Source organism: Streptomyces sp. PA03-3a (assembly GCF_033792735.1).
GTDB lineage: Bacteria > Actinomycetota > Actinomycetes > Streptomycetales > Streptomycetaceae > Actinacidiphila.
In genome coordinates, this window is the sequence record NZ_JARAVM010000015.1 from 139,018 (window position 1) to 163,416 (window position 24,399).

Below are 24,399 nucleotides of genomic sequence, written 5' to 3' on the forward strand. Positions count from 1 at the left end.
CGGAGCGGGTGGAATCATGTGCGGATGCTGCTCACCGAGATCGACGCCGTCAACTGGAATGCCATTCCCACGCCGCGGCCGCGCCCTCGGACCGAGGACGCCCGGGACGGCCTGAGGGCACTCGCCGCCGCGCGCGACCTCGACGCGGTCGCCTCCGCGGTGGCGGCCCTGACCAGCAGTTCCCTGCTGCGCGGACGCACCGGGGAGGTGCTTCCCGGCGCCGTCGTCGCGGCCCCGTTCCTGCTGGACATCGCCGAGCACGGCCATCCGCACGCACGGGAGTCGGCGGTCGTCCTGCTCGACCGCGCGATGCGGTCCGCGCCGCTCGCCGATTTCAGCCGTTTCCGCACGGCGGCCGGACATGACGCCCCGTTGTGCTGCGCTATAGCCGAACTGGTCCGCGCCCGCGGGGATTCCCTGGCGGAATGCGGGAGGTCCGGGAAATACCTCCTCAAAGCGAGCGACGCCCATTGGCGTTTCGGCATCCGGGAGGCCTCGGGCGCGTCCGGCGACGTCGTCGCCCTCGGCACCCTGCACGGCGGGCTGCCCGCACCGTCCGCCGGCGGGGAACTGCACCACGACGGCGCGGTGACCGCGGTCGGCTCCGTGCGGGTCGAGTGCCCGCCCGTGGACGACACCGCCGAGGCCTGCCTGCGGCTGTCCGGCCTGCGGGCGGACGCCGCGGACGACGGCGGCCTGACCGGCGCCGTGCTCTACCCGGCGGCGGGCGGCGGCCATGGGCGCTGAGCCCGTGCCCGGCTGGGAGCCGGGCGCACCGGGGGTGCTGCGACTGCCGTCCGGGCGGCTGGTGCGCGGCCGGGGGCTGCGGCATCCGCTGCCGGCCGGGCCCGTCCCCACGTTCGGGCTGTATCTGCTGGGCCACGAGCCCCCGGCGGTGGCCTGGGAGAGCCGCTGGGTGCGCTGGCCGGACTTCCGGCTGCCGGCGGACCGCGCCGCCGCCCCGGAGACGCTGCGCGAGGCGTGGCGCCGGGCGGCAAGCGAGCGGGTGGAGGTCGCCTGCCACGGCGGGGTCGGCCGTACGGGCACGGCCCTGGCGTGCCTGGCGGTGCTGGACGGGGTGCCGCCAGGCGAGGCCGTCGCCTACGTGCGCGAGCACTACGCCCGGCGCGCGGTGGAGACGCCCTGGCAGCGCCGCTATGTGTCGCGCTTCGGCTGAAGGTGCGGGGCGTACGCCCTGACCGCCTCCCTCAGCTGCCGCAGCGACGGGTTGACCATGGGCCGCCCCGCCACGGTGACGGTCGGCACGGTCTCGTTCCCGTCCGCCACGGAGCGCACGAAGGCGGCGGCGTCCGGATCGCGCCAGATGTTGACCTTGGTGTGGCGCAGCCGTGCGAACCGCAGCTGTGCGCGCAGCTTCATGCAGAAGGTGCAGCCGGGCCGCCAGTAGACGACGATGCCGCCCTCGTCCGTGTGCGTGTCGCTCATGCTCCCCCGATCGGCAGACGTGGCAGCCGTGTCCCGTGCAGCCACGGGTGGAAGACCAGCTCCTCCAGCGGCCGGCCGGTGTGCTCCTGGGCCAGGGCGGTGAACTGCCCGGTGGTCACGGTGCCATGGCGGTGGGCGGCGGTCCAGGCCCGCAGCAGCCGGAAGAACGCCGGATCGCCCATGACCGTGCGCAGCGCGTGCAGCGTGAGCGCGCCGCGCTTGTACACCCGGTCGTCGAACATGCGCCGGACGCCGGGGTCGGCGAGCCGCAGGTCCTGGGGCTGGGCGGCGAGCTTGGCGTGGGCGCGGGCCGCGCTGCGGGCGGCGGTCGTCTCGCCGCAGGACTCCGCCCACAGCCACTCGGCGTACGCGGCGAAGCCCTCGTTGAGCCAGATGTGCCGCCAGTCGGCGAGGGCGAGGCTGTTGCCGAACCACTGGTGGGCCAGTTCGTGGGCGACGAGGCGTTCGCCGCCGCGGCGGCCGTCCAGGTGGTTGCGGCCGAAGACGGAGACCCCGTGCGCCTCGACGGGCACCTCAAGCTCCTCGTCGACCACGACGACCGCGTACTCGCCGAAGGGGTAGGGCCCGAAGAACTCGGTGAACGCCTCCACCATCCGCGGCTGTCGTCCGAAGTCGTGGGCGAAGTCGGCGGTCAGGCGCGGCGGTACGGCGGCGGGCTGGGGCAGCGGGCCGCCGAGGTGGTCGATCAGCTCGTACTGGCCGATCTGCACGGTCGCCAGGTACGGCGGCATCGGCCGCGGCTGGTCGTACACCCAGGTCGTCGTGGAGGCGCCCACCCGGTACGACTCCAGGCTGCCGTTGGCGACGACCGTGTACGGCGAGGGCGCGGTCACCGTGATCCGGTAGCCCGCCCGGTCGCCGAGGTGGTCGTTGCAGGGGAACCAGGAGGGCGCGCCGATCGGCTGGCTGGCGACGAGGGCGCCGTCCTCCAGCTGCTCCCAGCCCAGCTCCCCCCAGTCGCGGGAGCGGACGGGCCTCGGGTTGCCGACGTAGCGGACCTCCACCGCGAACGGGCCCTCGGGCAGCGCCTTCGCGGGCCTCACGCGGAGCTTGCCCGCGCGGTGGGTGTAGCGGGCGGGGCGGCCGTCGACGAGGACCCGGTCGAGGCGGAAGGCGCCCAGGTCGAGGCTGAACGCGGACAGGGCCCGGTCCGCCACCGCGGAGATCCGGGCCCGGCCCGACAGGCGGTTGGCCGCCGGGCGGTAGTCGAGTTCCAGGTCGTAGTGGGTGACCCGGTAGCCGCCGTTGCCGTGCTCGGGGAAGTAGGAGTCCGCGGACACCTCCGCCCCGGGCGTGGCGGGGACGGCGGCCCCGCCACGCACGCGCTTGCCGCTGCTCACCCTGTGCGGGCCCCCTCTGTGTGCCAGGCGGAGATCGGGTTGCCGAGCCAGCGGGTGCCCCCGGGCACGTCCTCGCCCCGCATGACGAGCGAGGCCGGGCCGATCGCGCTGCGGGCCCCGACCGTCGCGCCGGGCAGCACGATGCCGTGCGGGCCCAGACTCGCGCCCGCGCCGAGTACGACCTCGTCCATCCGCAAGATCCGATCGTGGAACAGGTGTGTCTGTACCACGCAGCCGCGGCCGACGGTCGCGCCGTCCCCGACCCGGACCAGGTCCGCCTCCGGCAGCCAGTACGTCTCGCACCATACGCCGCGCCCGATCCGCGCCCCCAGGCACCTCAGCCACAGGTTCATCAGCGGGGTGCCGCCGACCGCGCCGACCAGCCACGGCACGGCCAGCACCTCGACGAAGGTGTCGGCCAGTTCGTTGCGCCACACGAACGAGCTCCACAGCGGCCGTTCGCCCGCCCGCACCCGCCCCACCAACAGCCACTTCATCACGACGGCCACCGCGCAGGCGGCCGCACCGGCGCCCGCGAGCAGCGCCCCGCCGGCGGCGAGCGCCACCGGCACCCCGTACCGGCCCGCCACCGCCGCGTACCCGGCGAGCACCAGCACCACCAGCGCGACCGCGCACATCACGGGGACGACCCGGCACAGCTCGACGGCCGCGCGGGCCAGCACGAGCCGCCGGGGGGGCGCGAAGGTGCGGCTGCGGTCGCCCTCCTCGGGGACCCGGGGCAGCTTCATCGGCGGCATGCCGAGGTAGGAGCTGCCCGCCTTGGCGCCCTTGGGCGTCGACGAGAGCACGCCGACCAGGCCGTTCTTCGGCACCGAGCGGCCGGGGGCGGTCATGCCGGAGTTGCCGAGGAAGGCCTTCTTGCCGATCCGGGCCTCGGCGATGCGCATCCGGCCGCCGCCGAGCTCGTAGCTGCCGACCATGGTGTCGTCGGCGAGGAAGGCCCCGTCGCCGACGGTGGTCATCGTGGGCAGCGCCAGCACGGTGGACGCCTCCACCCGGCGGCCGACCTTCATGCCGAGCGCCCGCAGCCACACGGGCGTGAGCAGGCTGGCGTAGAACGGGAACAGATGGGTGCGGGCCCGGTCCATGAGCCGGGCCGTCGTCCACGCCTGCCAGGCGACGCGGCCGTGCACGGGGTGGTGGCCCTCGCGCAGCCCGACGCCCAGCAGCCGCACCCCGGCCAGCACCAGCAGCGCGTACGTCAGCAGCCAGGCGAGCGCGGCCAGGGGGACGGCGGTGAGCGCGGCGGACAGCGGCGCGGCACCGGCGTCGCGCAGGAAGCGGGCCGCCACCAGCAGGGCGGGCAGCGCCGACACCGCGGGCAGCAGGTCCAGGGCGAAGGCGGTCGCCTCGTACGCCGCCGCCCAGCGCAGCCGCCGCGGCGGCCGGGAGTCGGCGCCGCGGTGCGGGGCCTTGCCCCTGCGGACGGCGGGCACACCGCCCCAGCGCTGCCCCGCCCGGACCGCGCCGACCACGGCGGAGCCGGGGGCGATCTCGGCGCGCTTGCCGATCCGGGCGCCGGGCAGGAGGGTGCTGCGCGACCCGACCGTGGCGCCCGCCCCGACGCGGATCTTGCCGATGTGCAGCAGGTCGCCGTCGAGCCAGTGCCCGGACAGGTCGACCTCGGGCTCGACCGCGCTGCCCTTGCCGAGCTTGAGCATGCCGGTGACCGGCGGCGGCGCGTGGAGGTCGGCGCCGTCGCCGACCTTGGCGCCCAGCGCGCGGGCGTAGTGGCTCAGCCAGGCGCCGGTGAGGTTGCCGGCGCCGCTGACGTGCGCCAGGCGTTCGGCGGCCCACAGGCGCAGGTGCACCGCCCCGCCGCGCGGATAGGTGCCGGGACGCACCCCGCGCAGCAGCAGCCGGGCGCCGCCCGCCGAGACGGCGACCCGTCCGGCGGGGCTGACGAGCAGCGCCCAGCCGGCCAGCACCCACCACCAGGAGACGGCCGGTACCCAGGGGAAGGCGCCGAGGAGGAGCAGCGTGTTGCCGATGGCGGCCGCCACGACACCCCAGCGCAGTCCGGCCAGGACGAGCAGCGGCGGCATCAGCGCCAGCTGGACCGCCGCGGCCCGCCGGGGCACCGGCCGTACCGGGCGCGCGGCGGCGCGGCGGGCGGCGGCCTCGTCCAGGCGGGCGGCGAGCGCCCCGAGGGTGGGGTGCTGGTAGACGTCACCGACGGCGGCTGCGGGGTAGCGGCCGCGCAGCTGGGAGACGAGGCGGGCGGCCGTGAGGCTCCCTCCGCCGAGCGCGAAGAAGTCGGCCTCGGGCCCGGTCACCGGAGCGCCGAGGAGTTCCCCCCACAGCCCGGCGAGCAGCCCCTCGGTGCCGGCGAGCTCCGCGGCGGGCGTCTCGAGCCCGGGCAGCGGCCAGGGCAGCGCGTCCCGGTCGACCTTGCCCGAGGTCCGCGTCGGCAGGGTGCCGACGACCGCGACCAGCGGCACGAGGGCGGCGGGCAGCGCCTCGCGGAGCCGGGCGAGCGCGTCGGCCTGGTCGAAGTCCTCGGTCACCGCGACGTAGCCGACCAGGATCTGGTTGCCGCCCTTGGTGGTGCGTACGGCGGCGGCAGCGCCGGCGACGGCGGGCAGCGCCTGCAGGGCGGCGTCGATCTCGCCCAGTTCGATGCGGCGGCCGCCGAGCTTGACCTGCTCGTCGGCGCGGCCGACGAAGACCAGGCCCTCCGTGTCCGCGCGGACCAGGTCGCCGCTGCGGTAGGCGCGGTCCCAGCCGAGGGCGGGCAGCGGGGTGTACTTCTCGGCGTCCTTGGCGGGGTCCAGGTAGCGGGCGAGGCCGACCCCGCCGATGACCAGCTCGCCGGTCGCGCCCATGGGCAGCGGTTCGCCGTGGACGTCCACCACGGCGAGCTCCCAGCCGTCCAGGGGCAGCCCGATGCGGACCGGGCCCTCGCCGGTGAGCTGGGCGGCGCAGGCGACGACGGTGGCCTCGGTCGGGCCGTAGGTGTTCCACACCTCGCGGCCCTCGACGGCCATGCGCTCGGCGAGTTCGGGCGGGCAGGCCTCCCCGCCGAAGATCAGCAGGCGGACGTCGTCCAGCGCCTCCACGGGCCACAGCGCGGCCAGGGTGGGGACGGTGGACACGACGGTGATGCCCTGCTCGACCAGCCACGGGCCGAGGTCCAGGCCGGTGCGCACGAGGGAGCGCGGCGCGGGTACCAGGCAGGCTCCGTGCCGCCACGCCAGCCACATCTCCTCGCAGGAGGCGTCGAACGCCACCGACAGCCCGGCCAGCACCCTGTCGCCGGGTCCGAGCGGCTCGTCCGCGAGGAACAGACGCGCCTCGGCGTCGACGAACGCGGCGGCCGAACGGTGGGTGACGGCGACGCCCTTCGGCCTGCCGGTGGAACCGGAGGTGAAGATGATCCACGCGTCGTCGTCCGGCCCGGGACGGCGGCCTGCGGTGCCGCGGGGCCCTGCCCACGCGGTGATCGCGAGGTGCTCGCCGATGACGGCGCACACCTGTGCCTCGGAGAAGACCAGCCGGGCGCGTTCCTCCGGGTCCTCGGCGTCGACCGGCACATAGGCGGCGCCCGCGCAGAGCACGGCGAGGATCGCCACGTACAGGTCGGCGGTGCCCGAGGGCACCCGTACGCCGACCCGGTCGCCGGCCCCGATGCCGGCCTCCGCCAGGCGGCGGCGCAGGCGCTCGGCCGCCGCGGCGAGGGCGCGGTAGCTCAGCGCCGTGGTGCCGTCGTCGACGGCGGGCGCGGTGGGGTGCGCCCGGGCGGTGGCGGCCAGGATGCCGAGCAGGGTGCGCTCGGGGGCGGCGGCGCCGGCCCGGAAGAGCGCGGGACCCGGTTCGCCGGGGACGCCGGCGGCACCGGCCGGGGCGGGGTCCTCCAGGAGCGGGAAGGGCGACTCGACGAGTGTCATACGGTGCTCCCCGGCTCGGGCGAGCCGGGGGACGGTGGCGCGGCGGCGGACGCGCCGGGCACCTTGATCCGGTCACTCACAGCCAGGGACGGACGCATGTCAAACCCTCCAAAAGCTCGGGACCACTGCGGTGCCGGCGACCTTCGACCGGACGGCCGGGGACCACGGCGTCCCGGCGCGCGGGCTGGTTCCCGCGACTGGCGCACGCCCGGCCTCCCTCTGCCGCGGCCGTCCCGACCGGACGGCGACGGGCCCTTTCACCGGGCGCCGGAAATGGCGAACAAGGAGTTTACCGGGGCTTAATCCGCGCTGCCTGCCGAAACGGGGGCAAGTGGTCGCTCTCACAGCCGTGCAGGGCTCCGGCGGGGCGTCGTCACCACCTCCTTCCCGCGGCCCGTCCGACGGCCCCGACGCCCGCACGCGCACACCTGAACGCCCGCGCGCCCGCCCGGCTCCCGTCGGGAACTCGCCACGCCCCCACTGGACCACGGCGGGGACGGGAGCATCGTCCTCACGGCGCATCCGGGTGACGCGGTACGGGACGGCCGGGCCGGCGCACGGGCGCCTGACCGGCACGTTGATCACCGTCCGTCACATCGTGCTGACGGACGGACGCTTCCGGGCAGCCGCGGCGCGGTCGCGGTCGCTCCCCGCGCGATCCCGGGCAGAGTCGGTCCCGCCTGGCGTCCCCGCGGTACGCGCTCCTACCCTCGGCAGCTCGTAGACCAGAGGGTGAGGACGGATGCCTGCCGCGGATGTGCGGGTCGTGCCGGTGCAGCGGATGCGGCCCGGCGACCACGCGTTCGTCAGCTACGACGGCGACGACACACGCTGGGACGTCCTGGCCGCGTTCGCACGGCTCGGGCTGGCGGCCGGCGAGCGGGTGATGGTCTTCGCCGCCCCCGGTGTGCCGGACCCGGAGGTGCTGGCCCACCTGGGACCGGCCGACGACGCCGGGCGGCCCGGGGACGCCGACGCATGGGTGCGCTCCGCACGGCGGAGCGGGCAGCTCGTGCTGAGCAGCATGCGCGAACTGATCAGCCCGGAGGACGAGTTCACGGCGGTGCGGCAGCAGGGCCGGCTCACCGAGGAGACCGACCGCGCGGTCCGCGACGGATACGTGGGCCTGCGGGCGTACATCGACATGCACTGGGTGCGCGACCTGGGCGCGCCCATCGACGCGATGGTGCATCGCGAGACCCACGCCGACCACCTCTTCGCCGGACGCCCCTACGCTGAGGTCTGCGCCTACGACCGCCGGTGGTTCGCCGGGGACGTGCTCGACGCGATGGCGCAGGCGCACCCGCGCAACCTGCTGACCCGGCTCGGCGCGCTGTACGCGACGCGCACCGAGGGACGGCTGCGGCTACTGGGCGAGGCCGACCTCGGCACACGGGAACGGTTCCACGGCGTGGTCGCGGACGCGCTGCGCCGGACCGCGGAGGGCGGGCACCTCGTACTGGCCCTGCGCGACCTGCACTTCCTCGACGTGGGGTGTGCGGCGGAGCTGCTGACGCTGGTGGCCGCCGCGGGAGAGCGGGGGGTGCGGGTGCAGGTCCGCTGCTCGGCCTTCCACCTGGCACTGCTGCGCAGACTGGGCGCGGCGGCCCTGCCGGGGCTGACGCTGATCGGGGTGAGCGGTTGATGCTGGAGGAGCTGCGTGAACCGTCCGCCGGCGACCCCGCCGCCGGCGGGTGCCGGCTCGAACGCGACTTCGCGGAAGGAGACCTTCCCCGGCTGCGCGTGCTGACCGAGGAGTTCGCGATGCGGGCGGGCCTGCCCGCGGCGAACCGGGGGGAGTTCGTCCTGGCGGTGAACGAGGTGGCCTCCAACGCGATCGTCCACGGCGGCGGCCGCGGCCGCCTGATGCTGCGCCGGACCGACGGCGAGGTGCAGTGCCGGGTCACCGACGGCGGCCCCGGCTTCGACGCCGCCGTCATCCCCGAACTGCTCCCCGGCCTCGACTCCCGCTGTGGGCGCGGCCTGTGGCTCGTCCGCCTGGTCACCGACCACCTCTCGATCGTCCCGGGCCCGGTCGGCACGGTCGTCACCCTCGCGATCCGCCTCCCCTGACCGGGCCGGGCGTCACGGCAGCGACGCGAGGGTGGCCGCGTGGGGGACGTGGATCCAGCCCTCGACGGCCGCGGCGCGGGTCTGTTCGGGGCCGGACGGGAGGCGGGTGAGCCCGCGCCCCACGGCGCGGGCGGCCAGCGCGGCGATCAGGGCGTCGAAGGCGTGCTCGCTGCCGTCGTACACGGCGCGTTCGGCCCGGCCGCACCGCAGCCAGGGCGCGGCCGCGCAGAGTTCCGCCATGGAGCGTTCGCGGCCGAGGCCCCATCGTCTGCGGGACGCCGCGGGGTACACCTCGGCGATCCGCCCGGAACCGTCGCGGGCCACCGGACGTCCGCGGGCGGCGAGTGCGTCGGCGAGATGGGCCCAGCGGGCCGCGGTGGCGCCGAGCCGGTCGAAGGCGACGGACAGCGGCCACCGGCCGCCGAGTTCCTCGTGGGTGAGGATGTCGGTGCGGCGGTGGCGCAGGGTCGCCCGGTGCACGGCGCTGTCGGTGCCCCGTCCCGGCCAGGGCGCGCCCGCCGTGTGGGCGGTGACGGCCTCGACGAAGGGGATCGGCCAGCCGAAGGGGCAGTCCACTCCGGCGCGTTCCTCCGCCTCCAGGCCGGACAGCAGGTCGACCAGCGCATCGTCGGCGCACCCGAGCAGCGGCGGCGCGACGGCGGCCGTGCCGTCGCCGGGCCAGACGACGACCGCCGCCGCGGTGGTCCGGGGGCCCGCGGCGAGGTCGATCCCGAGGGTGCGCACGGTCCCATCATCCCCGCCGTGCGCAGCGCGCCGCGGGGGCGCGGCTGAACGTTCCGGTGCCGGGGTGCGTATCCCCTCGCGTACCGCACTGCAGCCGACGGTGAGGACCGGCCGATGAACAGTCAGAGCAACGTCCCCTTCCAGGGCCTTCAAGCGCTCCCCGACGGCGAGGCGGAACTGCCGCTCGTCGTGCACCTGAGGTGGGAGGACCTCGCGGCGCTGGGCCGGGAGGCGAGCCGGCTGGCGGTACGGCTGCAGCGGCCCGTGAGCCTCGACGAGGCGGCCGGGCACCACCTGCGGACCCGGTTCGGGGTGAGCCACGCACCCGACAAGGACGAGCACCCGAAGACGGAGGCGACCCGCGCGGTCACCGCGGCGGTGCCCTCCTCCGCCGCCCCGATGGCGATCGCCCCGGGAGCCGCGCAGCAGTCCGGAGGCGCCCACGCGGCGCCCGCCCACGCCGCCCCCGCCCACACGCCCGCCCATACGCCCACGCACGCGTCCACGCACACGGCGGCCCCCACGACCGCCCCGCCGTCCGCCCACGCCGCCACCCCTGTGTCCGGCACGGGCCTCACCGCGGGCCGGCCGCCGGAGCAGCCCGGCCGGGTGGCGCCGATCGGCGGCCGGAACGTGGTGGAGCAGCCCACGACCGCCGCCGGGTGACTCCCCCGGCCTCCAGGTGCCGCGACGGGGCCCGATGGTTGTCCTAGGCCGAGTCGGGCCGGGCCCGCCGTATGGTCCTGAGCTCCGCGACCCACCGGCCGAGGACGTCGCGGACATGGTCGGCGTGGTCGGCGGGGTAGCCCCGCGGGCCGCACTCGACGACCAGGATCAGGCCCAGGTAGACCCGGTAGAGGGCCAGCCGGTGCAGCGCGGACGGCCCGAAGTCCAGAACGCCGCCCGCCTCGCGGTAGCCGGCCACGAGATCGCTGCCGGGGCCCGCGTCGCCGCCGAGGGCCAGGGAGACCAGCTCGGCCAACGGGTCGCCCCAGAAGGCCCGCTCGTGGTCGATGAGCCCGGTGACGGCGGAGCCGTCGTCGGCGACGAAGACGTTGCCGGGCCACAGGTCGAAGTGGACCAGCCGCGGCTCCTCCACCTCCGCCAGGACGTCCGCGCCGGCCACGACCAGTGCGCGGATCTCTTCGGGGGCGGCGCCGAGCGGGGTGTGCCGGTGCCCGGCCTCCTCCAGCAGCGCCTCCACCATGGCGCCGAACGCCGTCGGCCAGTCCGCCGCCGACAGCCCGGCCTCGGGGGCCGGGTAGCCGTACCGGCCGTCCTCCGGGGCCAGCGTGTGCAGCCGCGCAACGATCCGGCCCAGTTCACGGCGGAGCCGGGCCTGCCGGTCCGCGGGGATGCGGTCGGCCGCCTTGTCCCAGGGGGTGCCGGGCAGGACCGAGAGCGCCATGAACTCCGGGGCTGCGTACAGCAGTTCCGGCAGCGGGATGCCGCCCAGGGCGGCCATACGGCGGTGCGCCATGACCTCGGTGGCCATGATGCCGCGCTCGTAGCGCAGGACGGCGGCGTCCGGCGGTGGGGCGATCTTCACCACCGCCGGACGCCCGTCGTCGAGCCGCACCCGGTAGGCGGCGTTGAACCAGCCGTCCGTCAGCTCCGCCTCGACGCTGCAGCCGACGCCCGCTGACGCCCGCAGCATGGCGGCCAGTTGCTCGGCGGAAAGGGCGCGCTTGGTCAGGCTCCTCATGTCCCCGCATGCTATGAGAGCGCTCCCACGCTGTCACCGGTCGTGCCGGACGGCGATGCGGTCGCCACCCGGCTCGTACCAGAGGATCGCCAGGTCCACGTCGGCGCCTTCCGGACACAGGAAGAGGGTTCGGTCCAGGCGCCGGCCGATCGCCCGCAGGAAGCCGCAGCAGGCGTCCAGCCCTTCCTGGCCCTGCAGTTCGTACAGGTCGATGCCGAAGTCGATCGTCTCGTCCGACAGGAAGCGGAAGATCGCCCGGAAGCCGGGCACGGGCTCGACGCACAGGGTCGGCACCTCGGCGTCGCACGGCCGGGACAGCACCCGCGCGGCGGTCGGCAGGGGCAGCACACGGCAGCCCTCCGCGTACTCGTGCCACCAGCCGCGGGCGACGACCAGGTCGAGCAGCGCCTGCCGGTCCGCCGCGGAGACGCCGAGGACCCACACATCGGGCAGCCTGCCCATGGCGACGGGGTCGAAGACGTCCGACGTCGCCCCCCAGAAGATCGGTCACGGCGCCTGTCCCGACTCCGACACCACCGCCGCGCACCCGGATTGACGGGGCGCGCGACTACACCCGTCACGCCCGGTGCCGCAACCCCTACGCGCCTGGTCTGTTCCCGGGCCACTTTCATATGGCAATCTCATCTTCGCGTCGTACGCTCAGGCCCCACGTCCCCCACGCTCACCTCCTCAGCCCCAGGTTCCTCAGGATCGACGAAGAGAAGACCGCCGTGGCGTCCCTGCCCCTCACCCTGGCGGCTCGTCTGCTGCCCACCGCCATACTCGCCATCGTCGGCTGGACGATGGCCTCCTCGTCCCACGAGGAGGCCGGCCGTACGTCGGCGAACGGATCCCCGGCCGGCTCCGCCGCCCCGTCCGGGTCGGACTCCGGCTCGGGTTCGGACTCCGGGTCCGGTTCCGGTTCCGGTTCGGACGGCTCGAAAGACGCGCCCGCCACCTACTCCAAACCTCCCGCACCGTGCACCGCGATCAAGGCCGCGACCATCAAGAAGCTGGTGCCGGAGGCCAAGACGGCGGGCAAGCAGCTCTCCCTCACCGACCCCTCGCACCGCACCGGCTGCTCGTGGAACGCCCTCAAGGGCTTCGACTACCGGTGGCTCGACGTGACCTTCGAGGTGTCCACCAGCAGCGGCGGCCAGGACGGCGAGGCTGCGGCGAAGGCCTCGTACAAGCGCCTGAAGAAGTCCATCACGGCCGCCGGCATCGGCGACGAGGCGTCCGTGTCCGTGGAGCTGACGACCGAGGACAAGCAGCAGACGCGCGAGGCGGTCGTGGTGTTCCGCAAGGGCAACGCGGTCGTGACCGTCACCTACAACGGCAGCGACTTCGAGAACAAGAAGTCGCCGGACGACTCCGAGGTCCGCGACGGCGCCCTGGCGGTGGCCAAGGACGCGCTCGCCGGGCTCGGCCCGGGCACCAACGTCGAGGGCGACCAGAGCGCCTGAGCCGGCGGCGAGCGGGCAAGGCGCCTTCTCCCGGGACCCGTTCAGGCCTGCGCGGCGCGGACGACGTCCCGTAGCGGCCGGCCGTCGAGGAAGTCCACGACGTTGCGGACGGCGGCCAGGGCGATCCGCGCCACGGTGTCCCGGGTGGCACCCCCCGCGTGCGGCGACAGGACGACGTTGGGCGCCTGGAGCAGCCGTGTCCCGGCCGGCGGCGGCTCGGGTTCGAAGACGTCGAGCCCGGCACCGGCCAGGCGCCCGGCCTCCAGGGCGTCGGCCAGCGCGTCCTGGTCGACGACCGCGCCGCGCGCCGTGTTGACCAGGAAGGCCGTCGGTTTGAGCAGCGCCAGCCGCCGCGCGTCGAGCAGATGCCGGGTCGCGCCGTTCAGCGGGACGTGGACGGAGACGTAGTCGGCGGCGGCCAGCAGTTCCTCCAGCGCCACACGGCGGGCGCCGAGCAGCCGCTCGGCCTCGGCCGGTACGGGCCCGCGCGAGGTGTAGAGCACGGTCATCCCGAAGGCGGCGGCCCGCCGGGCCACGGCCTGCCCGATCGCCCCGAGGCCGATCACGCCGAGGACCCGGCCGTCCAGTTCGGTCAGCGAGCGCTGCAGACGGGGCAGCGGCCACTCACCGCGGGAGAGCGCCTCGTGCCCGGGGACGATCCGTTTGGCGAGCGCGAGCATCAGCGCGAAGGCCTGCTCGGCGACGCTCTGCGTCTCGGCCCCGCTGGAACCGATGGTGCACACCGGTACGCCGCGGGCGCGGGCGGCGGCGACGTCCACGTGCTCGTGCCCGTGGCTGGTGCACTGGACGAGTTCCAGGGCGGTCGCCCGGGCGAGGTGCCCGGCCGTCACGGGGCCCAGTGCCGTCATGATCACGTGGGCCGCGGCCAGCGCGGCCGGGTCCTCGTCGGCGGACTCCACGACCGTGACGGCGGCCCGGTCCCCGAAGAGCCCGGCGAGGGCGGCACCGGCACCGCGGCCCCCGACGTGCGGCGCGATCACCGCGAGGACGTTCTTCGGCTGCTCCATGCCTCGTCACTCCTTCGTTCACGGGTCCGCCCCGCGCGGACGGCGACCGCCCGCCGGCTCAGGGAGCCACGGCTGTCAGGTACCGCTGGACGGTGGGCGCCAGCCAGGCCACGACCTCCTCGCGCGGCATCTCCACGGCCGGCGGGAAGCGGAGCACGTACCGGCTGACGGCCATGCCGAGGATCTGCGAGGCCACGAGCACGGCGCGTTCCGCGGCCCGTGCGGGCTCCGGATCCGGGCACACGGCCGCGGCGACCGGTGCGAGCTGCCGCTGCAGGATGGACCGCATCCGCTCGGCGCCGGCCGGGTTGGTGACGCCGACGCGCAGCAGCGCGGTCAGCGTCTCGTCCTCCTCCCAGCGCTCCAGGAAGTGCGTGACGAGAACGGCCCCGACGTCCTCGGTCGCGACCGCCGCCACGTCCGGCATGCGCAGGTCGAACTCGGAGGCGGCGGCGAAGAGCCCCTCCTTGTTGCCGTAGTAGCGCATGACCATCGAGGGGTCGATGCCGGCGTCCCTGGCGATCGCGCGGATGGTCGCGCGCTCGTAGCCGTCGGCGGCGAAGCGGTCGCGGGCCGCGGTGAGGATCGCCGCGCGGGTGGCGTCGGACCGGCGGGGGGCGGGGGACGTCGCAGTCATGCCCACAACTGTAGGCCAACAGCTGTTGACGTCACCAGAGGGGCCGGTCTATGTTTGCCAACAAGCGTTGGCCAACAACTGTTGGCCCACATACGTTGGCCCCAGGAGGCCGCCATGACCACCGAGAACGGCACCGAGAACCGCATCGACGCCGCCCGTCGCCCCGGCACCGCGGACCACCCGGCCGGGGTCCTGGTCGTGGGGGCGGGCCCCACCGGCCTGCTGCTCGCCGGGGACCTCGCCGCGGCCGGCGTCCCCGTCACCGTCCTGGAGCGCCGCGCCCCGGGACACGCCAACCTGAGCCGGGCCTTCGGCGTCCACGCCCGCACCCTCGAACTCCTCGACGCCCGCGACCTCGCCGACGAACTGGCCGCCACCGGCCACCGGCTGAACGGCCTGCGGCTCTTCCGCCGGCTCTCACTGGACCTGACGGAGCTGCCCTCCCGCTTCCCCTACCTGCTGATCACTCCCCAGTACGAGGTGGAGCGACTGCTGGAACGCCGCGCTCGCGCCGCCGGCGTGCGCTTCGAGCACGGCACCGAGGTGCTGGCCGTGCACCAGGACGACGAGGGCGTCCGGCTCGACGTCCGTGCCGCCGACGGCACCGTCACCGCCCGCCGCGCCGCGTACGCGGTCGGCGCCGACGGACACCGCAGCGCCGTCCGGACCGCGCTGGGCCTGCCCTTCCCCGGGCGGTCCGTGATCCGGTCGATCGTGCTCGCCGACGTCAGGCTCGCCGAGCCGCCCCCCGGGCTGCTGACCGTCAACGGCACCGGAGACGCCTTCGCCTTCGTCGCGCCCTTCGGCGACGGCTGGTACCGCGTGATGTGCTGGGACCGCGCGGGCGAGCGGCCCGACGGCGACCCGGTCGGCCTCGACGAGGTCCGCGACATCACGCGCCGCGCCCTGGGCACCGACCACGGCATGGGCGAGACCCGCTGGCTCTCCCGCTTCCACAGCGACGAACGCCAGGTGCCCGTCTACCGCGCCGGCCGCGTGCTGCTCGCCGGGGACGCGGCGCACGTCCACTCCCCCGCCGGCGGGCAGGGGATGAACACCGGCCTGCAGGACGCCGCCAACCTCGGGTGGAAGCTCGCCGCCGTGGTCCGCGGCGGCGCGTCCGACACGCTGCTCGACACCTATCAGACCGAACGGCACCCGGTGGGCGCCATGGTGCTGCGCAGCAGCGGCGGCATCATCCGGCTCGCCATGGCCCACAACGCCTTCCAGCGGGCCCTCCGCGACCTCCTCTCCCTGGCCGTCGGGCACCTCCCGCCACTGCGCCGAAGGGCCCTGGGCACGGTCACCGGCATCGGCGTCGCCTACCCCGCCCCGCGCGGCGCCCATCCCCTGACCGGCCGGCGCGCGCCCGATCTGCCCCTGCGCGAGGGCCGGCTGTACGAGGCCCTGCGCGCGGGCCGCTTCGTCCTCGTGACCCCCGAGAGACTCGCGGACGGCCCCGCGGACACCCCCGCTCCCGCCGACCCGCGCGCCGTCCACGTCACCCGTACGGACCGCGGCCGCACCACGCTGCTCGTCCGCCCCGACGGCTATGTCGCCTGGGCCGCCGAGCGCGCCGCCGCCGGGGACCGCGCCGCGGCCCTCGCCGCATGGGCCGGCACGGGAGGCTGAGCAACACCGGCGGGGCTCCGGGGCCACCGGCGGACCGCCCTGCGAGCGCCCGGCACCACCGCGCCTATGCTGCGAATGTGGGCGGGCACTCGCCCTTCCCGACCTCCCGAACGGCGAAAGGCAGCACGACCATGAGCCCCCGTACCGCAGTCGTGACCGGCGCGAGCAGCGGCATCGGTGCCGCCACCGCCCGCAGGCTGGCCGAAGCCGGCTACCACGTCGTGCTCACCGCCCGCCGTGCCGACCGCCTGGAAGCGCTCGCCGAGGAGATCACCGCCGCGGGCCACTCGGCGGCGGCCGTCGCCGTCGACGTCACCGACCGCAGCGCCGTCGACGCGCTCGCCGCCTCGCTGGACCGGGTGGACGTCCTGTTCGCCAACGCCGGCGGCGCGCTCGGCGCGGACCCGGTCGCCACCGCCGACCCCGCGGAGTGGCGCACGATGTACGAGGTCAACGTCCTCGGCGTGCTCAACACCGTCCAGGCCTTCCTGCCCGCGCTGATCGCCTCCGGCGACGGCACCGTGGTCGTGCTCTCCTCCACGGCCGCCTTCACCCCGTACGAGGGCGGCGGCGGGTACGTGGCGGCCAAGCACGGCGCCCACGCCCTCGCCGGCACGCTCCGCCTGGAACTGCTCGGCGAGCCGGTCCGCGTGGTCGAGATCGCCCCCGGCATGGTGAAGTCCGAGGGCTTCGCCCTCACCCGCTTCCACGGCGACGAGGAGAAGGCCGCCGCCGTCTACGCGGGCGTGGCCGAGCCCCTCACCTCCGAGGACGTCGCCGACACGGTCACCTGGGCGGTCACCCGCCCGCCCCACGTCAACGTCGACCTGCTGGTCGTCCGCCCCCGCGCCCAGGCCGCCCAGCACCGGGTGCACCGGGAGCCGTAGCCGCCCGGCGGGACGACGGGCGGCTACGGGGCCCTTCGCGGCCCCGGACCCGCCCGCCCGGCCGGGCTCAACCCTTCACGCAGACGACCTGCTTGAGCTTCGCGACGACCTGCACGAGGTCCCGCTGCTGCTCGATCACCTTCTCGATCGGCTTGTACGCGCCCGGGATCTCGTCCACCACACCCGAGTCCTTGCGGCACTCGACGCCCTTGGTCTGCTCCTCCAGGTCCCGCGTGGAGAACCGCTTCTTCGCCGCGGTGCGGCTCATCTTGCGGCCCGCGCCGTGCGAGGCGGAATTGAAGGAGTCGGTGTTGCCGAGGCCGCGGACGATGTACGAACCCGTGCCCATGGAGCCCGGGATGATGCCGTGGTCGCCGCTGCCGGCCCTGATCGCGCCCTTGCGGGTGACGAGCAGGTCCATCCCGTCGTAGCGCTCCTCCGCCACGTAGTTGTGGTGGCAGGAGATGACCTCGTCGAAGGTGACCCTGGCCTTGCGGAACTCGCGCCGCAGCACCTCCTGGAACAGGGCCATCATGATCGCGCGGTTGCGCTTCGCGTAGTCCTGCGCCCAGAACAGGTCGCGCCGGTAGGCCGCCATCTGCGGGGTGTCCGCGATGAAGACGGCCAGGTCGCGGTCGACCAGGCCCTGGTTGTGGGACAGCTTCTGGGCCTCGCCGATGTGGTACTCGGCGAGCTCCTTGCCGATGTTGCGCGAGCCGGAGTGCAGCATCAGCCAGACCGCGCCCTCCTCGTCGAGGCAGACCTCGATGAAGTGGTTGCCGGAACCGAGGCTGCCCATCTGCTTCGTCGCGCGCTCCCGGCGGAACCGGACGGGCTCCGCCAGGTCGTCGAAGCCGTCCCAGAAGCGGTCCCAGCCGGCGGCGGACAGGCCGTACAGCCGGGCGGGGTCGACGGCCTCGTCGTGCATGCCGCGGCCGACCGGGACGGCCTGCTCGATCTTGGAGCGGAGCCGGGAGAGGTCGCCGGGCAGGTCCTCGGCCGTCAGCGAGGTCCGCACGGCGCTCATGCCGCAGCCGATGTCCACGCCGACCGCGGCCGGGCAGACCGCGCCGTGCATCGCGATCACCGAGCCCACCGTGGCGCCCTTGCCGTAGTGGACGTCGGGCATGACGGCGAGACCCTTGATCCACGGCAGCGAGGAGACGTTGCGCAGCTGCTGCATGGCCCCGCCCTCGACCGCGGCCGGGTCGGTCCACATGCGGATGGGCACCCGCACTCCGGGCACTTCTGTGTACGACATCTCGATCCCCCCTGGGTCGGACGGTGATTTCCATCAAGGCAACACAAACAACACGTCTCAACGGAAAGCGAAATAAAGGGCGAAGCCAGCCATACAGCCCCATGATCCGGCGACGGCCGCAGCGCGTGCGGTAGACATTGTGTCTACCCGTCGCCCACCCCCGCCAAGGGATTTACGCGGGCGCCGGACCGATCGCCGGAGGAAGGGGCCACCTCAAGTGCAGCCAACGGGAGACCGCGTGCACCGGGTCCGGGGCCTGGTGGCCGCGGTGTGCACGACCGCGCTCGCCGCCGCCGCGCTGGCGGGGTGCACAGGCTCGGGCGGCACGGGGGACGGCGCACGCAACGGGGACACCGCGGACGGCAGGCAGTCCACCCCGGCCGCCCCGCCCGGCCGCTACCGGGTACTGCCCGAGCCGTGCGGTGCGCTGGCCCCCGGCACGCTCGAGAAGTTCGTCCCGGAAGCGGACGACTACGCGGGCGAGGCGACCGTGACGTTCGACACGGACCGCAAGGCGGGCTGCAGATGGACCGGCCGCACCGAGCTCGGCAACCGCTACCTCCACATCGACCTCGAGCGCGTCGTGTCGTACGACACATCCGTCAGCGACGAGAGCCAGGCCACGGCGGACTACGACAGCCGGGCCGCGGAGGCCCACATCCCGGCCGCCACGGCGCCGGCCGACGCCGCCGCCTCCGCGTCGGCGACCGCGGGCCCGCCCGGCGCGGAGAGCGGGAACCCCACGGCCTCGGGCGCCCCCTCGCCGTCCGTCACGGCCACCGGCGACACCTCTCCGCGCACCCTCGACGACCTCGGCGACGGGGCCTTCCTCGACGACGCCCTCAAGACCCAGGACTCCGGACTCCACCGCGACATCGCCGTGGTCTTCCGCATGGCGAACGTCCTGGTCACCGTCGAACTCTCCCAGTGGTCAACGGACAAATCGGTCGAACCGCCCAGCGAAGAGCTGCAGCTGGGCGCCCGCCAGGTCGCGGCCGAGCTGGCAGATCAACTCGACGAATGAGACGAAGCGCGTAGTCTGGCCGTTTGTGCCATGACATGACACGCAACGAAATGAGCGAAGGATCCATGCACCGATCAGCCCCGCACCTCGCCCGCCTGCTCGTGGGCGCGGCCGTGCCGGTGATGCTCGTCGCCGGCTGCTCCTCCGGCTCGGACTCGTCGAAGGACGACGCGCACAAGGCCGCAGCCTCGGCCCCCGCGTCGAAGTCCGCGTCACCGTCGCCAAGCGCCGTCGCCGCCAGGTACTCCGAACTCCCCGACCCGTGCCGGGTCATCGGCGCCAAGACCGTCAAGTCCCTGGTTCCCAAGGCGAAGAAGCCCGCGGGCACCCCCGCGCACTCCGCCGAGCGCGACGAGCGCGGCGGCTGCTCCTGGAACGGCCTGGACGGCTACCAGTACCGCTGGCTGGACGTCTCCCTCCAGCGCTACGACACGGTCGCGGGCCTCGGCTCGGCCGAGGAGCAGGCGAAGGAGCGCTACGCCGAGCAGGTCGCCGAGGCCGGCCGGGTCAAGGGCGCCAAGAGCACTCCGGTCGCGGTGGACGGCGTGTGGGACGCGGGCACCGCGGTCACCTCGACGGCGAAGAAGGACAAGGAGGAGTACCGGGACGTCACGGTCGTCGCCCGCACCGGGAACGCCGTGCTGGTGCTCACCTACAACGGCGCGGGCCTGGAGGACGCGAAGACCCCGGCCGGCTCCGGCCTGAAGGCCGGCGCGCTCAAGGCGGCCAAGGAGGCGGCCACCGCGGTCGCGGCGGCGAACGCGTAACAACTGCGGGATCCGCTGTACCGATTCACCACGTTTGGGCAACCTGCCCGTTGCCCCGTGTGGCAGGCTGGGCAGGCCAGTTTCCGAGCCTGGGAGGGTCGCGGGTGTCCGCGATACGCATGAACCGGACGCACCGGATCCTGATCGGTGTGGTCGTCACGGGCGCGGTGGTCATCGCCGCGATCGGCTTCGCGGGCTCGTACGCGGCCGTGCGCGAGCTGGCGCTGCGCAAGGACTTCGGCTGGTTCGCCAACGTCTTCCCGATAGGCATCGACGCCGGGATCGTGGTGCTGCTCGCACTCGACCTGCTGCTGACCTGGCTGCGCATCCCGTTCCCGCTGCTGCGCCAGACGGCGTGGCTGCTGACGGCCGCCACGATCGCCTTCAACGGCGCGGCGGCCTGGCCGGACCCGCTCGGCGTCGGGATGCACGGCATCATCCCGATCCTCTTCGTCGTCTCGGTGGAGGCGGCCCGGCACGCGATCGGCCGGGTCGCCGACATCACCGCCGACAAGCACATGGAGTCGGTCCGGCTCGCCCGCTGGCTGCTGGCCCCCTTCGCGACCTTCCGCCTCTGGCGGCGCATGAAGCTGTGGGAGCTGCGCAGCTACGACGAGGTCATCCGGGTCGAGCAGGAACGTCTCGTCTACCGCGCCCGGCTGCGCGCCCGCTACGGCCGGGCCTGGCGCCGCAAGGCCCCGGTCGAGTCCCTGATGCCGCTGAAGCTCGCCCGGTACGGGGTGCCGATGGAGCAGACCGCGGCCATCGGCCTGGCCGCCGCGGGCATCGACCTCCCGGCCCCCGCCCCGGCCGGCATCACGGCGACAGGAAACGACCCGCGGCCGCGGCTCGCGCAGGCGGCAGCTCCCGCCGTCGCGGCGCCGGATCAGGATTCCAGGGTCGGCCAGTCGATGCCGCCCGCCCAGGCGCCGGAGGCGACCGCCGTGGCGGAAGGGCCGAGCAAGTGGTTTGCCACTCCCGAGCCCGTGCGCTACCAGGGCGGCTACACCCCGGACAACGGGCCGTCCACGTATACGCCGCCGCAGCAACAGGCCTTCTCCCAGGGAAGGCCGCCGCAGGCCCCCGTGCCGCACCCCCGCGCGCCCGAACCCGAGCCCGCGCCTGCTCCCGCGCCTGCTCCCGCGCCGGTCCGGGAGCAGGCACCGGAGCCAGAGCCGCCCGTACATGTCCCCAACGGCGCCGGCGGCACGCGTCCCCTCGGCGAGGGCGTTCCGGACGCGGTGCCGCCGGACGAGGACCTTTACCGGGTGTTCCGGCAGTCGATAGAGGGCGAGGGAATGCCCACGCCCCGCGCCTTCGCCGCGAACCTCGAGGCCGCGTACGGACTGCGCCTCCCGCCTCGCGATCTGACCCAGTACATGGAACAGTTCACGGCCCGTCTCAACAGCCAGATGATGGAAGACCACATCGCGTAGGGCCGCCGGAGTACGGCGTGTCCGGCCCCCGGTGTCCGGCTTCGGCGGGTGTCCGAGCACGCGACGGGTCGGCGGGGCGTTCGCCGTCCCACGGCCACGGAGACCGCGTCGTAGCCTCTCAGCCGGTGGCCGGAGCGGCGGCAGCGGCCAGCGAGGCGACCACGTCGGACGCCGACAGCAGCCGCACCCGCGCCGCGTCGAGGGCTGCAGGGTGCAGCGAGAACACCTCGCAGCCCTCGGCCACGGCGACGTCGCCGCGCAGCAGGTACGCCAGCCGCGCCGCGTCCGGCTCCACGCCGTCGGCGGGGTCGGCGTACGGCGAACCGATCCGGGCCGCGAACTCCGCCGCGGACTCGTCCTCCCGCCGCCGGTAGGCGGTGGTGGAGCCGTCCGCGTGCCGCAGCAGGACGGTCGCGGCGCGGGCCGCGGCCTGCCAGACGGCCAGTTCACCCAGCCCCACCCGGGCCCTTGAGGCGAACATCCCGGTCAGACCCTCGGCGAGCGCGGCGAGGCCGTCGCCGTGCCGCGCCACGGAGTGGCGGGTGCCGGTGACGCCCTTGGCCACGTCGAGCCACCGCATCGTGCGGCCCGCCACGTCGATCACCAGCGGCACGCTCGTGCGGGCCCGCCCGGTCAGGTCGTAGCGCTGCTCGACGGCGCGGGCGTCGAACACCGGCCCCGCGTCGCCCGGTTCGTCGCGCAGCATCAGCCCGGCGAACGCCTCGTCCAGTTCCTCGAACGGCACGTCGTTGAACGAGAAGACCAGCGCGACGAGGTGGCGCACCCCGGCGTCCGCCAGGGCGTTCAGATCCAGGTCGACGAACTCGTCGGCACCGTCCGGGGCGGGGGCGCTGGTCAGGTCGCCCGAGTGCACCGCGGCGCCGCCGCCGAACCGCAGGGCGGTGTAGTCGCAGTGGCCCACCCGCCGCCAGTCGGCGTCGAACATGGCCGTGGACAGGTCCAGGTCGGTCCGCCCGGACCGCTCGCTCTCCGTCCAGTGCAGGAACAGCCGGATCGTCCGGCCTTCCGGCACACGCAGTTCGCTGCCGCGCGGCAGGGTCACCAGGGCCCGCGAGGCGGTGCGCTCGGTGAACGGCGCGATCAGGCCGTCCAGTTCCGCGTCCACGACGGCGACCTCGACCGCGTCCCGCTCCGCCGCCCGCCGCAGCACCTCGGCGTGGAGCACGGCCACGGCCCTTCCGAGCGCACCCGCGTCGACCGGCAGCCGGTCGTCGTCCGCCAGATGCGTCTTGGCGCTGCCGCCCTTCGGGAAGAACACCCTGGTGCGGGCCGCGTTCGGACGGCTGCGGATCGCGCCGAGCGCGGACAGCAGCACCGCGGGCGACACCCTGGGTACCGCCGTCTCCAGCGCCGACAGCACGACGTCCGCGTCCGCGGCACCGGAGAGCCGCAGCAGGTGGTCGAGCCGGCGTACGAAGTCGCCCGGCCGCTGCGCCAGCAGCGCGACCGCCGCCGGTACGTCCATGGCGTCCAGCGCGGCCTCGACCCGGCCCGCCCAGCCGCGCACCCGTACCGTCGTCCCGGTGGCGTCGATCCGCGGCGCGGCGTCGGCCGCCGCCCGCAGGGTCGCGGTCAGCGCGTCGCCGTCCGCGAGGCGGGTGTCGCGGAGCGCCGCCACGGCGAGCGCGGCCCGCGGGAAGCGGCCCGCGTGCTCGAAGGGGTGCAGACGCTCGGCGACGCGCAGCCACGCGTGCCGGTGGCGGCGCATGTCCTGCGCGGCCAGGTCCGGCGCCAGGCCGTCGAGCACCCCGAGCAGGGCGCGCCGCAGCGGCCGCGGCACCGCGCCGAAGCGCGGCAGGTCGACGAGGCCGGGGTCACCGCCCGACCGGACGGCGAGCAGCCGCAGTACGTCGGTCGCGGTGTCGATGCGCGCGGCGGCGGCCGGGACGGCGGTGGCGTACGCGGCGGGATCGGCCAGCAGCCAGGCCAGGACCCGGGCCTTGGTCTCCCGGCCGGGGATCTGCTCCGGCAGCCAGGCCAGCTCGTCCCGCTCACGGGTCCCCAGCAGCGCCACGAGGTCGTCGGCGTCCTGCGGGCTCAGCGCGCCGGTACGGGCGAGGAGCCCGCCGATCTCGCGCTCCGCGTCGGCGTCCCGCGCCGCGAGGTCGCCGCCGTACTGCAGCACGCGCAGCCGCTCGGGCAGGGCGCGCCGCGGCGCGCCGAAGCGCCGGGGCCGGCGGGGCCGCAGGAAGGGGTCGTCCGCGTCGATCCGGCGGTGGCAGACCGGGCACGCCGAGAAATCCGCGCCGTCGAAGCAGGAGCGGCACACCAGGTGCGCGCAGGGCGAGACGGCGTGGACGGTGCCCTGCGTGCCGCACAGCACGCACGGCTGCTCCGGATGCTGGAAGAGCAGGGTCAGCACTCGGTCGACGTAGAAGGCGAAGGTGTCCCGCGGGGTGCTCGCGGGGAAGTCGCGGAACAGCGGCACATGGGGCCGGTCGGCGCCCAGCGCCTGGTCGGCCTCGGCCAGCAGGGCACGCCCGGCAGCGGTCAGCGCGGCCTCGCTCCGTTCGGTGAGCGCGGCCCGCAGGGCGGGCGCGATCAGGTGGCCGCGGTCGAGCAGGTCCGCCTCCAGCAGTGCCACGCCCGCCGCGGTGGCGAGCGACGGCTGCGGCGGCGCGGCGGGCAGGTAGACCGCACCGCGGCGGGCGAGCAGCACCGCCGCGAGCGTGCGCGGCGCGGTCGCGGTGGCGTGCGTGGTGGCCGTGGACATCCCTGTGTCTCCCCCTGGTCGGTGTGCCGGGGCGGGAAGTGGGCGCGCTGACAACCTTCGCGGCACAGCGATAGCGATGACTGTGAAAAGGAAGCACGCCGGGAGCCGCCCCGGGAACCGGTGGTCCCGTGCCCGGTCCCCATGTCCGGGCCGGTGACGCCGGTCGTGTACGCGGGGCGGGAAGCCGGTGCGCTGTTCATTGACAGTGAGAGAAGGAAGCACACCGTGAGCCGCCCCGCGTGCGACGACCCTAGCGCGGGCGCTCCCCCACCGCGTTCGAATATTCGCGC

Annotated in this window: 21 protein-coding genes; 11 read left to right on the top strand and 10 right to left on the bottom strand. The window is 75.1% G+C overall.

Annotated features, from left to right (window positions below; all coding sequences use genetic code 11):
• Window positions 1–24: 24 nt before the first annotated feature.
• Together PV342_RS19990 and PV342_RS19995 are read left to right on the top strand one after the other, a co-directional pair.
• The gene (locus tag PV342_RS19990) at window positions 25–747 is read left to right on the top strand and encodes a hypothetical protein (protein ID WP_500318124.1); all 723 of its coding nucleotides are present in this window, start codon (window positions 25–27) and stop codon (window positions 745–747) included.
• Window positions 737–1,177 (top strand): protein-tyrosine phosphatase family protein, encoded by a 441-nt coding sequence (locus PV342_RS19995; RefSeq protein WP_386991238.1) that lies wholly within the window; start codon window positions 737–739, stop codon window positions 1,175–1,177. Before PV342_RS19990 ends, PV342_RS19995 begins: the two co-directional genes overlap by 11 nt.
• On the opposite strand, the gene PV342_RS20000 is transcribed toward PV342_RS19995, so the two are convergent.
• From PV342_RS20000 to PV342_RS20010, 3 genes are read right to left on the bottom strand one after another with little or no spacing between them, the layout of a single operon-like run.
• The gene (locus tag PV342_RS20000) at window positions 1,156–1,446 is read right to left on the bottom strand and encodes a glutaredoxin domain-containing protein (RefSeq protein WP_018558754.1); all 291 of its coding nucleotides are present in this window, start codon (window positions 1,444–1,446) and stop codon (window positions 1,156–1,158) included. The two genes, PV342_RS19995 and PV342_RS20000, sit on opposite strands and share 22 nt — an antisense overlap.
• The gene (locus PV342_RS20005) at window positions 1,443–2,807 is read right to left on the bottom strand and encodes a M1 family metallopeptidase (protein WP_391579550.1); all 1,365 of its coding nucleotides are present in this window, start codon (window positions 2,805–2,807) and stop codon (window positions 1,443–1,445) included. The genes PV342_RS20000 and PV342_RS20005 overlap by 4 nt, the downstream gene beginning before the upstream one ends.
• Window positions 2,804–6,715: a Pls/PosA family non-ribosomal peptide synthetase gene (locus PV342_RS20010; RefSeq protein ID WP_500318127.1), complete on the bottom strand. Its 3,912-nt coding sequence runs from the start codon at window positions 6,713–6,715 to the stop codon at window positions 2,804–2,806. Before PV342_RS20010 ends, PV342_RS20005 begins: the two co-directional genes overlap by 4 nt.
• A gap of 742 nt (window positions 6,716–7,457) precedes the next feature.
• Between PV342_RS20010 and PV342_RS20015 the strand changes: the two genes are divergently transcribed.
• Together PV342_RS20015 and PV342_RS20020 are read left to right on the top strand one after the other, a co-directional pair.
• Window positions 7,458–8,360 carry an MEDS domain-containing protein gene (locus PV342_RS20015; protein ID WP_500318128.1) on the top strand — a complete coding sequence of 301 codons (903 nt, stop codon included), beginning with the start codon at window positions 7,458–7,460 and terminating at the stop codon, window positions 8,358–8,360.
• A complete protein-coding gene (locus PV342_RS20020) occupies window positions 8,360–8,788 on the top strand; it encodes an ATP-binding protein (RefSeq protein ID WP_433422690.1) in 429 nt (142 codons plus the stop codon). The genes PV342_RS20015 and PV342_RS20020 overlap by 1 nt, the downstream gene beginning before the upstream one ends.
• Before the next feature lie 12 nt (window positions 8,789–8,800).
• On the opposite strand, the gene PV342_RS20025 is transcribed toward PV342_RS20020, so the two are convergent.
• Window positions 8,801–9,532, bottom strand: coding sequence for a DUF429 domain-containing protein (locus PV342_RS20025; RefSeq protein WP_500318130.1), 732 nt, complete (start codon window positions 9,530–9,532; stop codon window positions 8,801–8,803).
• A gap of 114 nt (window positions 9,533–9,646) precedes the next feature.
• Between PV342_RS20025 and PV342_RS20030 the strand changes: the two genes are divergently transcribed.
• Entirely contained in the window at window positions 9,647–10,198 is a 552-nt protein-coding gene (locus PV342_RS20030) for a hypothetical protein (protein ID WP_500318132.1), read from the top strand.
• Window positions 10,199–10,241: 43 nt separating this feature from the next.
• On the opposite strand, the gene PV342_RS20035 is transcribed toward PV342_RS20030, so the two are convergent.
• Window positions 10,242–11,237, bottom strand: a complete 996-nt coding sequence (locus PV342_RS20035) for a phosphotransferase family protein (protein ID WP_500318134.1) — start codon at window positions 11,235–11,237, stop codon at window positions 10,242–10,244.
• 33 nt (window positions 11,238–11,270) lie between these two features.
• A complete protein-coding gene (locus tag PV342_RS20040; RefSeq protein WP_500318136.1) occupies window positions 11,271–11,699 on the bottom strand; it encodes a hypothetical protein in 429 nt (142 codons plus the stop codon).
• A gap of 269 nt (window positions 11,700–11,968) precedes the next feature.
• Here PV342_RS20040 and PV342_RS20045 point away from each other — a divergent pair, with 269 nt between their 5' ends.
• Window positions 11,969–12,703, top strand: coding sequence for an uL14 family ribosomal protein (locus PV342_RS20045; protein ID WP_396347209.1), 735 nt, complete (start codon window positions 11,969–11,971; stop codon window positions 12,701–12,703).
• Window positions 12,704–12,744: 41 nt separating this feature from the next.
• On the opposite strand, the gene PV342_RS20050 is transcribed toward PV342_RS20045, so the two are convergent.
• Both PV342_RS20050 and PV342_RS20055 read right to left on the bottom strand, forming a co-directional pair.
• The gene (locus tag PV342_RS20050) at window positions 12,745–13,731 is read right to left on the bottom strand and encodes a 2-hydroxyacid dehydrogenase (protein WP_500318138.1); all 987 of its coding nucleotides are present in this window, start codon (window positions 13,729–13,731) and stop codon (window positions 12,745–12,747) included.
• Window positions 13,732–13,789: 58 nt separating this feature from the next.
• The gene (locus PV342_RS20055; protein WP_386991216.1) at window positions 13,790–14,368 is read right to left on the bottom strand and encodes a TetR/AcrR family transcriptional regulator; all 579 of its coding nucleotides are present in this window, start codon (window positions 14,366–14,368) and stop codon (window positions 13,790–13,792) included.
• 114 nt (window positions 14,369–14,482) lie between these two features.
• On the opposite strand from PV342_RS20055, the gene PV342_RS20060 reads away from it, so the two are divergent.
• Complete coding sequence (locus tag PV342_RS20060; RefSeq protein ID WP_500318141.1) at window positions 14,483–16,000, top strand: FAD-dependent oxidoreductase; 1,518 nt, start codon at window positions 14,483–14,485, stop codon at window positions 15,998–16,000.
• Between the two features lie 131 nt (window positions 16,001–16,131).
• Window positions 16,132–16,887, top strand: coding sequence for an SDR family NAD(P)-dependent oxidoreductase (locus PV342_RS20065; protein WP_026250943.1), 756 nt, complete (start codon window positions 16,132–16,134; stop codon window positions 16,885–16,887).
• A 67-nt stretch (window positions 16,888–16,954) separates the two neighbouring features.
• On the opposite strand, the gene PV342_RS20070 is transcribed toward PV342_RS20065, so the two are convergent.
• Entirely contained in the window at window positions 16,955–18,148 is a 1,194-nt protein-coding gene (locus tag PV342_RS20070; protein WP_361005217.1) for an RtcB family protein, read from the bottom strand.
• A gap of 238 nt (window positions 18,149–18,386) precedes the next feature.
• Between PV342_RS20070 and PV342_RS20075 the strand changes: the two genes are divergently transcribed.
• The 3 genes from PV342_RS20075 (at window position 18,387) to PV342_RS20085 (ending at window position 21,375) form a co-directional block, all read left to right on the top strand.
• Window positions 18,387–19,172, top strand: a complete 786-nt coding sequence (locus PV342_RS20075; RefSeq protein ID WP_400804239.1) for a hypothetical protein — start codon at window positions 18,387–18,389, stop codon at window positions 19,170–19,172.
• A 65-nt stretch (window positions 19,173–19,237) separates the two neighbouring features.
• Window positions 19,238–19,939: a DUF3558 domain-containing protein gene (locus tag PV342_RS20080; RefSeq protein ID WP_018558738.1), complete on the top strand. Its 702-nt coding sequence runs from the start codon at window positions 19,238–19,240 to the stop codon at window positions 19,937–19,939.
• A gap of 119 nt (window positions 19,940–20,058) precedes the next feature.
• A complete protein-coding gene (locus PV342_RS20085; RefSeq protein ID WP_500318167.1) occupies window positions 20,059–21,375 on the top strand; it encodes a DUF2637 domain-containing protein in 1,317 nt (438 codons plus the stop codon).
• 118 nt (window positions 21,376–21,493) lie between these two features.
• Here PV342_RS20085 and PV342_RS20090 read toward each other — a convergent pair whose 3' ends face one another.
• Entirely contained in the window at window positions 21,494–24,109 is a 2,616-nt protein-coding gene (locus PV342_RS20090) for an MXAN_6230/SCO0854 family RING domain-containing protein (protein WP_500318143.1), read from the bottom strand.
• Window positions 24,110–24,399 lie beyond the last annotated feature (290 nt).

Coding starts and splice junctions, on each gene's coding strand:
- PV342_RS19990 (WP_500318124.1), top strand. CDS start 25: ATGCTGCTCACCGAGATCGACGCCGTCAACTGGAATGCCATTCCCACG.
- PV342_RS19995 (WP_386991238.1), top strand. CDS start 737: ATGGGCGCTGAGCCCGTGCCCGGCTGGGAGCCGGGCGCACCGGGGGTG.
- PV342_RS20000 (WP_018558754.1), bottom strand. CDS start 1,446: ATGAGCGACACGCACACGGACGAGGGCGGCATCGTCGTCTACTGGCGG.
- PV342_RS20010 (WP_500318127.1), bottom strand. CDS start 6,715: ATGACACTCGTCGAGTCGCCCTTCCCGCTCCTGGAGGACCCCGCCCCG.
- PV342_RS20015 (WP_500318128.1), top strand. CDS start 7,458: ATGCCTGCCGCGGATGTGCGGGTCGTGCCGGTGCAGCGGATGCGGCCC.
- PV342_RS20020 (WP_433422690.1), top strand. CDS start 8,360: ATGCTGGAGGAGCTGCGTGAACCGTCCGCCGGCGACCCCGCCGCCGGC.
- PV342_RS20030 (WP_500318132.1), top strand. CDS start 9,647: ATGAACAGTCAGAGCAACGTCCCCTTCCAGGGCCTTCAAGCGCTCCCC.
- PV342_RS20035 (WP_500318134.1), bottom strand. CDS start 11,237: ATGAGGAGCCTGACCAAGCGCGCCCTTTCCGCCGAGCAACTGGCCGCC.
- PV342_RS20040 (WP_500318136.1), bottom strand. CDS start 11,699: ATGGGCAGGCTGCCCGATGTGTGGGTCCTCGGCGTCTCCGCGGCGGAC.
- PV342_RS20050 (WP_500318138.1), bottom strand. CDS start 13,731: ATGGAGCAGCCGAAGAACGTCCTCGCGGTGATCGCGCCGCACGTCGGG.
- PV342_RS20055 (WP_386991216.1), bottom strand. CDS start 14,368: ATGACTGCGACGTCCCCCGCCCCCCGCCGGTCCGACGCCACCCGCGCG.
- PV342_RS20060 (WP_500318141.1), top strand. CDS start 14,483: ATGACCACCGAGAACGGCACCGAGAACCGCATCGACGCCGCCCGTCGC.
- PV342_RS20065 (WP_026250943.1), top strand. CDS start 16,132: ATGAGCCCCCGTACCGCAGTCGTGACCGGCGCGAGCAGCGGCATCGGT.
- PV342_RS20070 (WP_361005217.1), bottom strand. CDS start 18,148: ATGTCGTACACAGAAGTGCCCGGAGTGCGGGTGCCCATCCGCATGTGG.
- PV342_RS20080 (WP_018558738.1), top strand. CDS start 19,238: ATGCACCGATCAGCCCCGCACCTCGCCCGCCTGCTCGTGGGCGCGGCC.
- PV342_RS20085 (WP_500318167.1), top strand. CDS start 20,059: ATGAACCGGACGCACCGGATCCTGATCGGTGTGGTCGTCACGGGCGCG.
- PV342_RS20090 (WP_500318143.1), bottom strand. CDS start 24,109: ATGTCCACGGCCACCACGCACGCCACCGCGACCGCGCCGCGCACGCTC.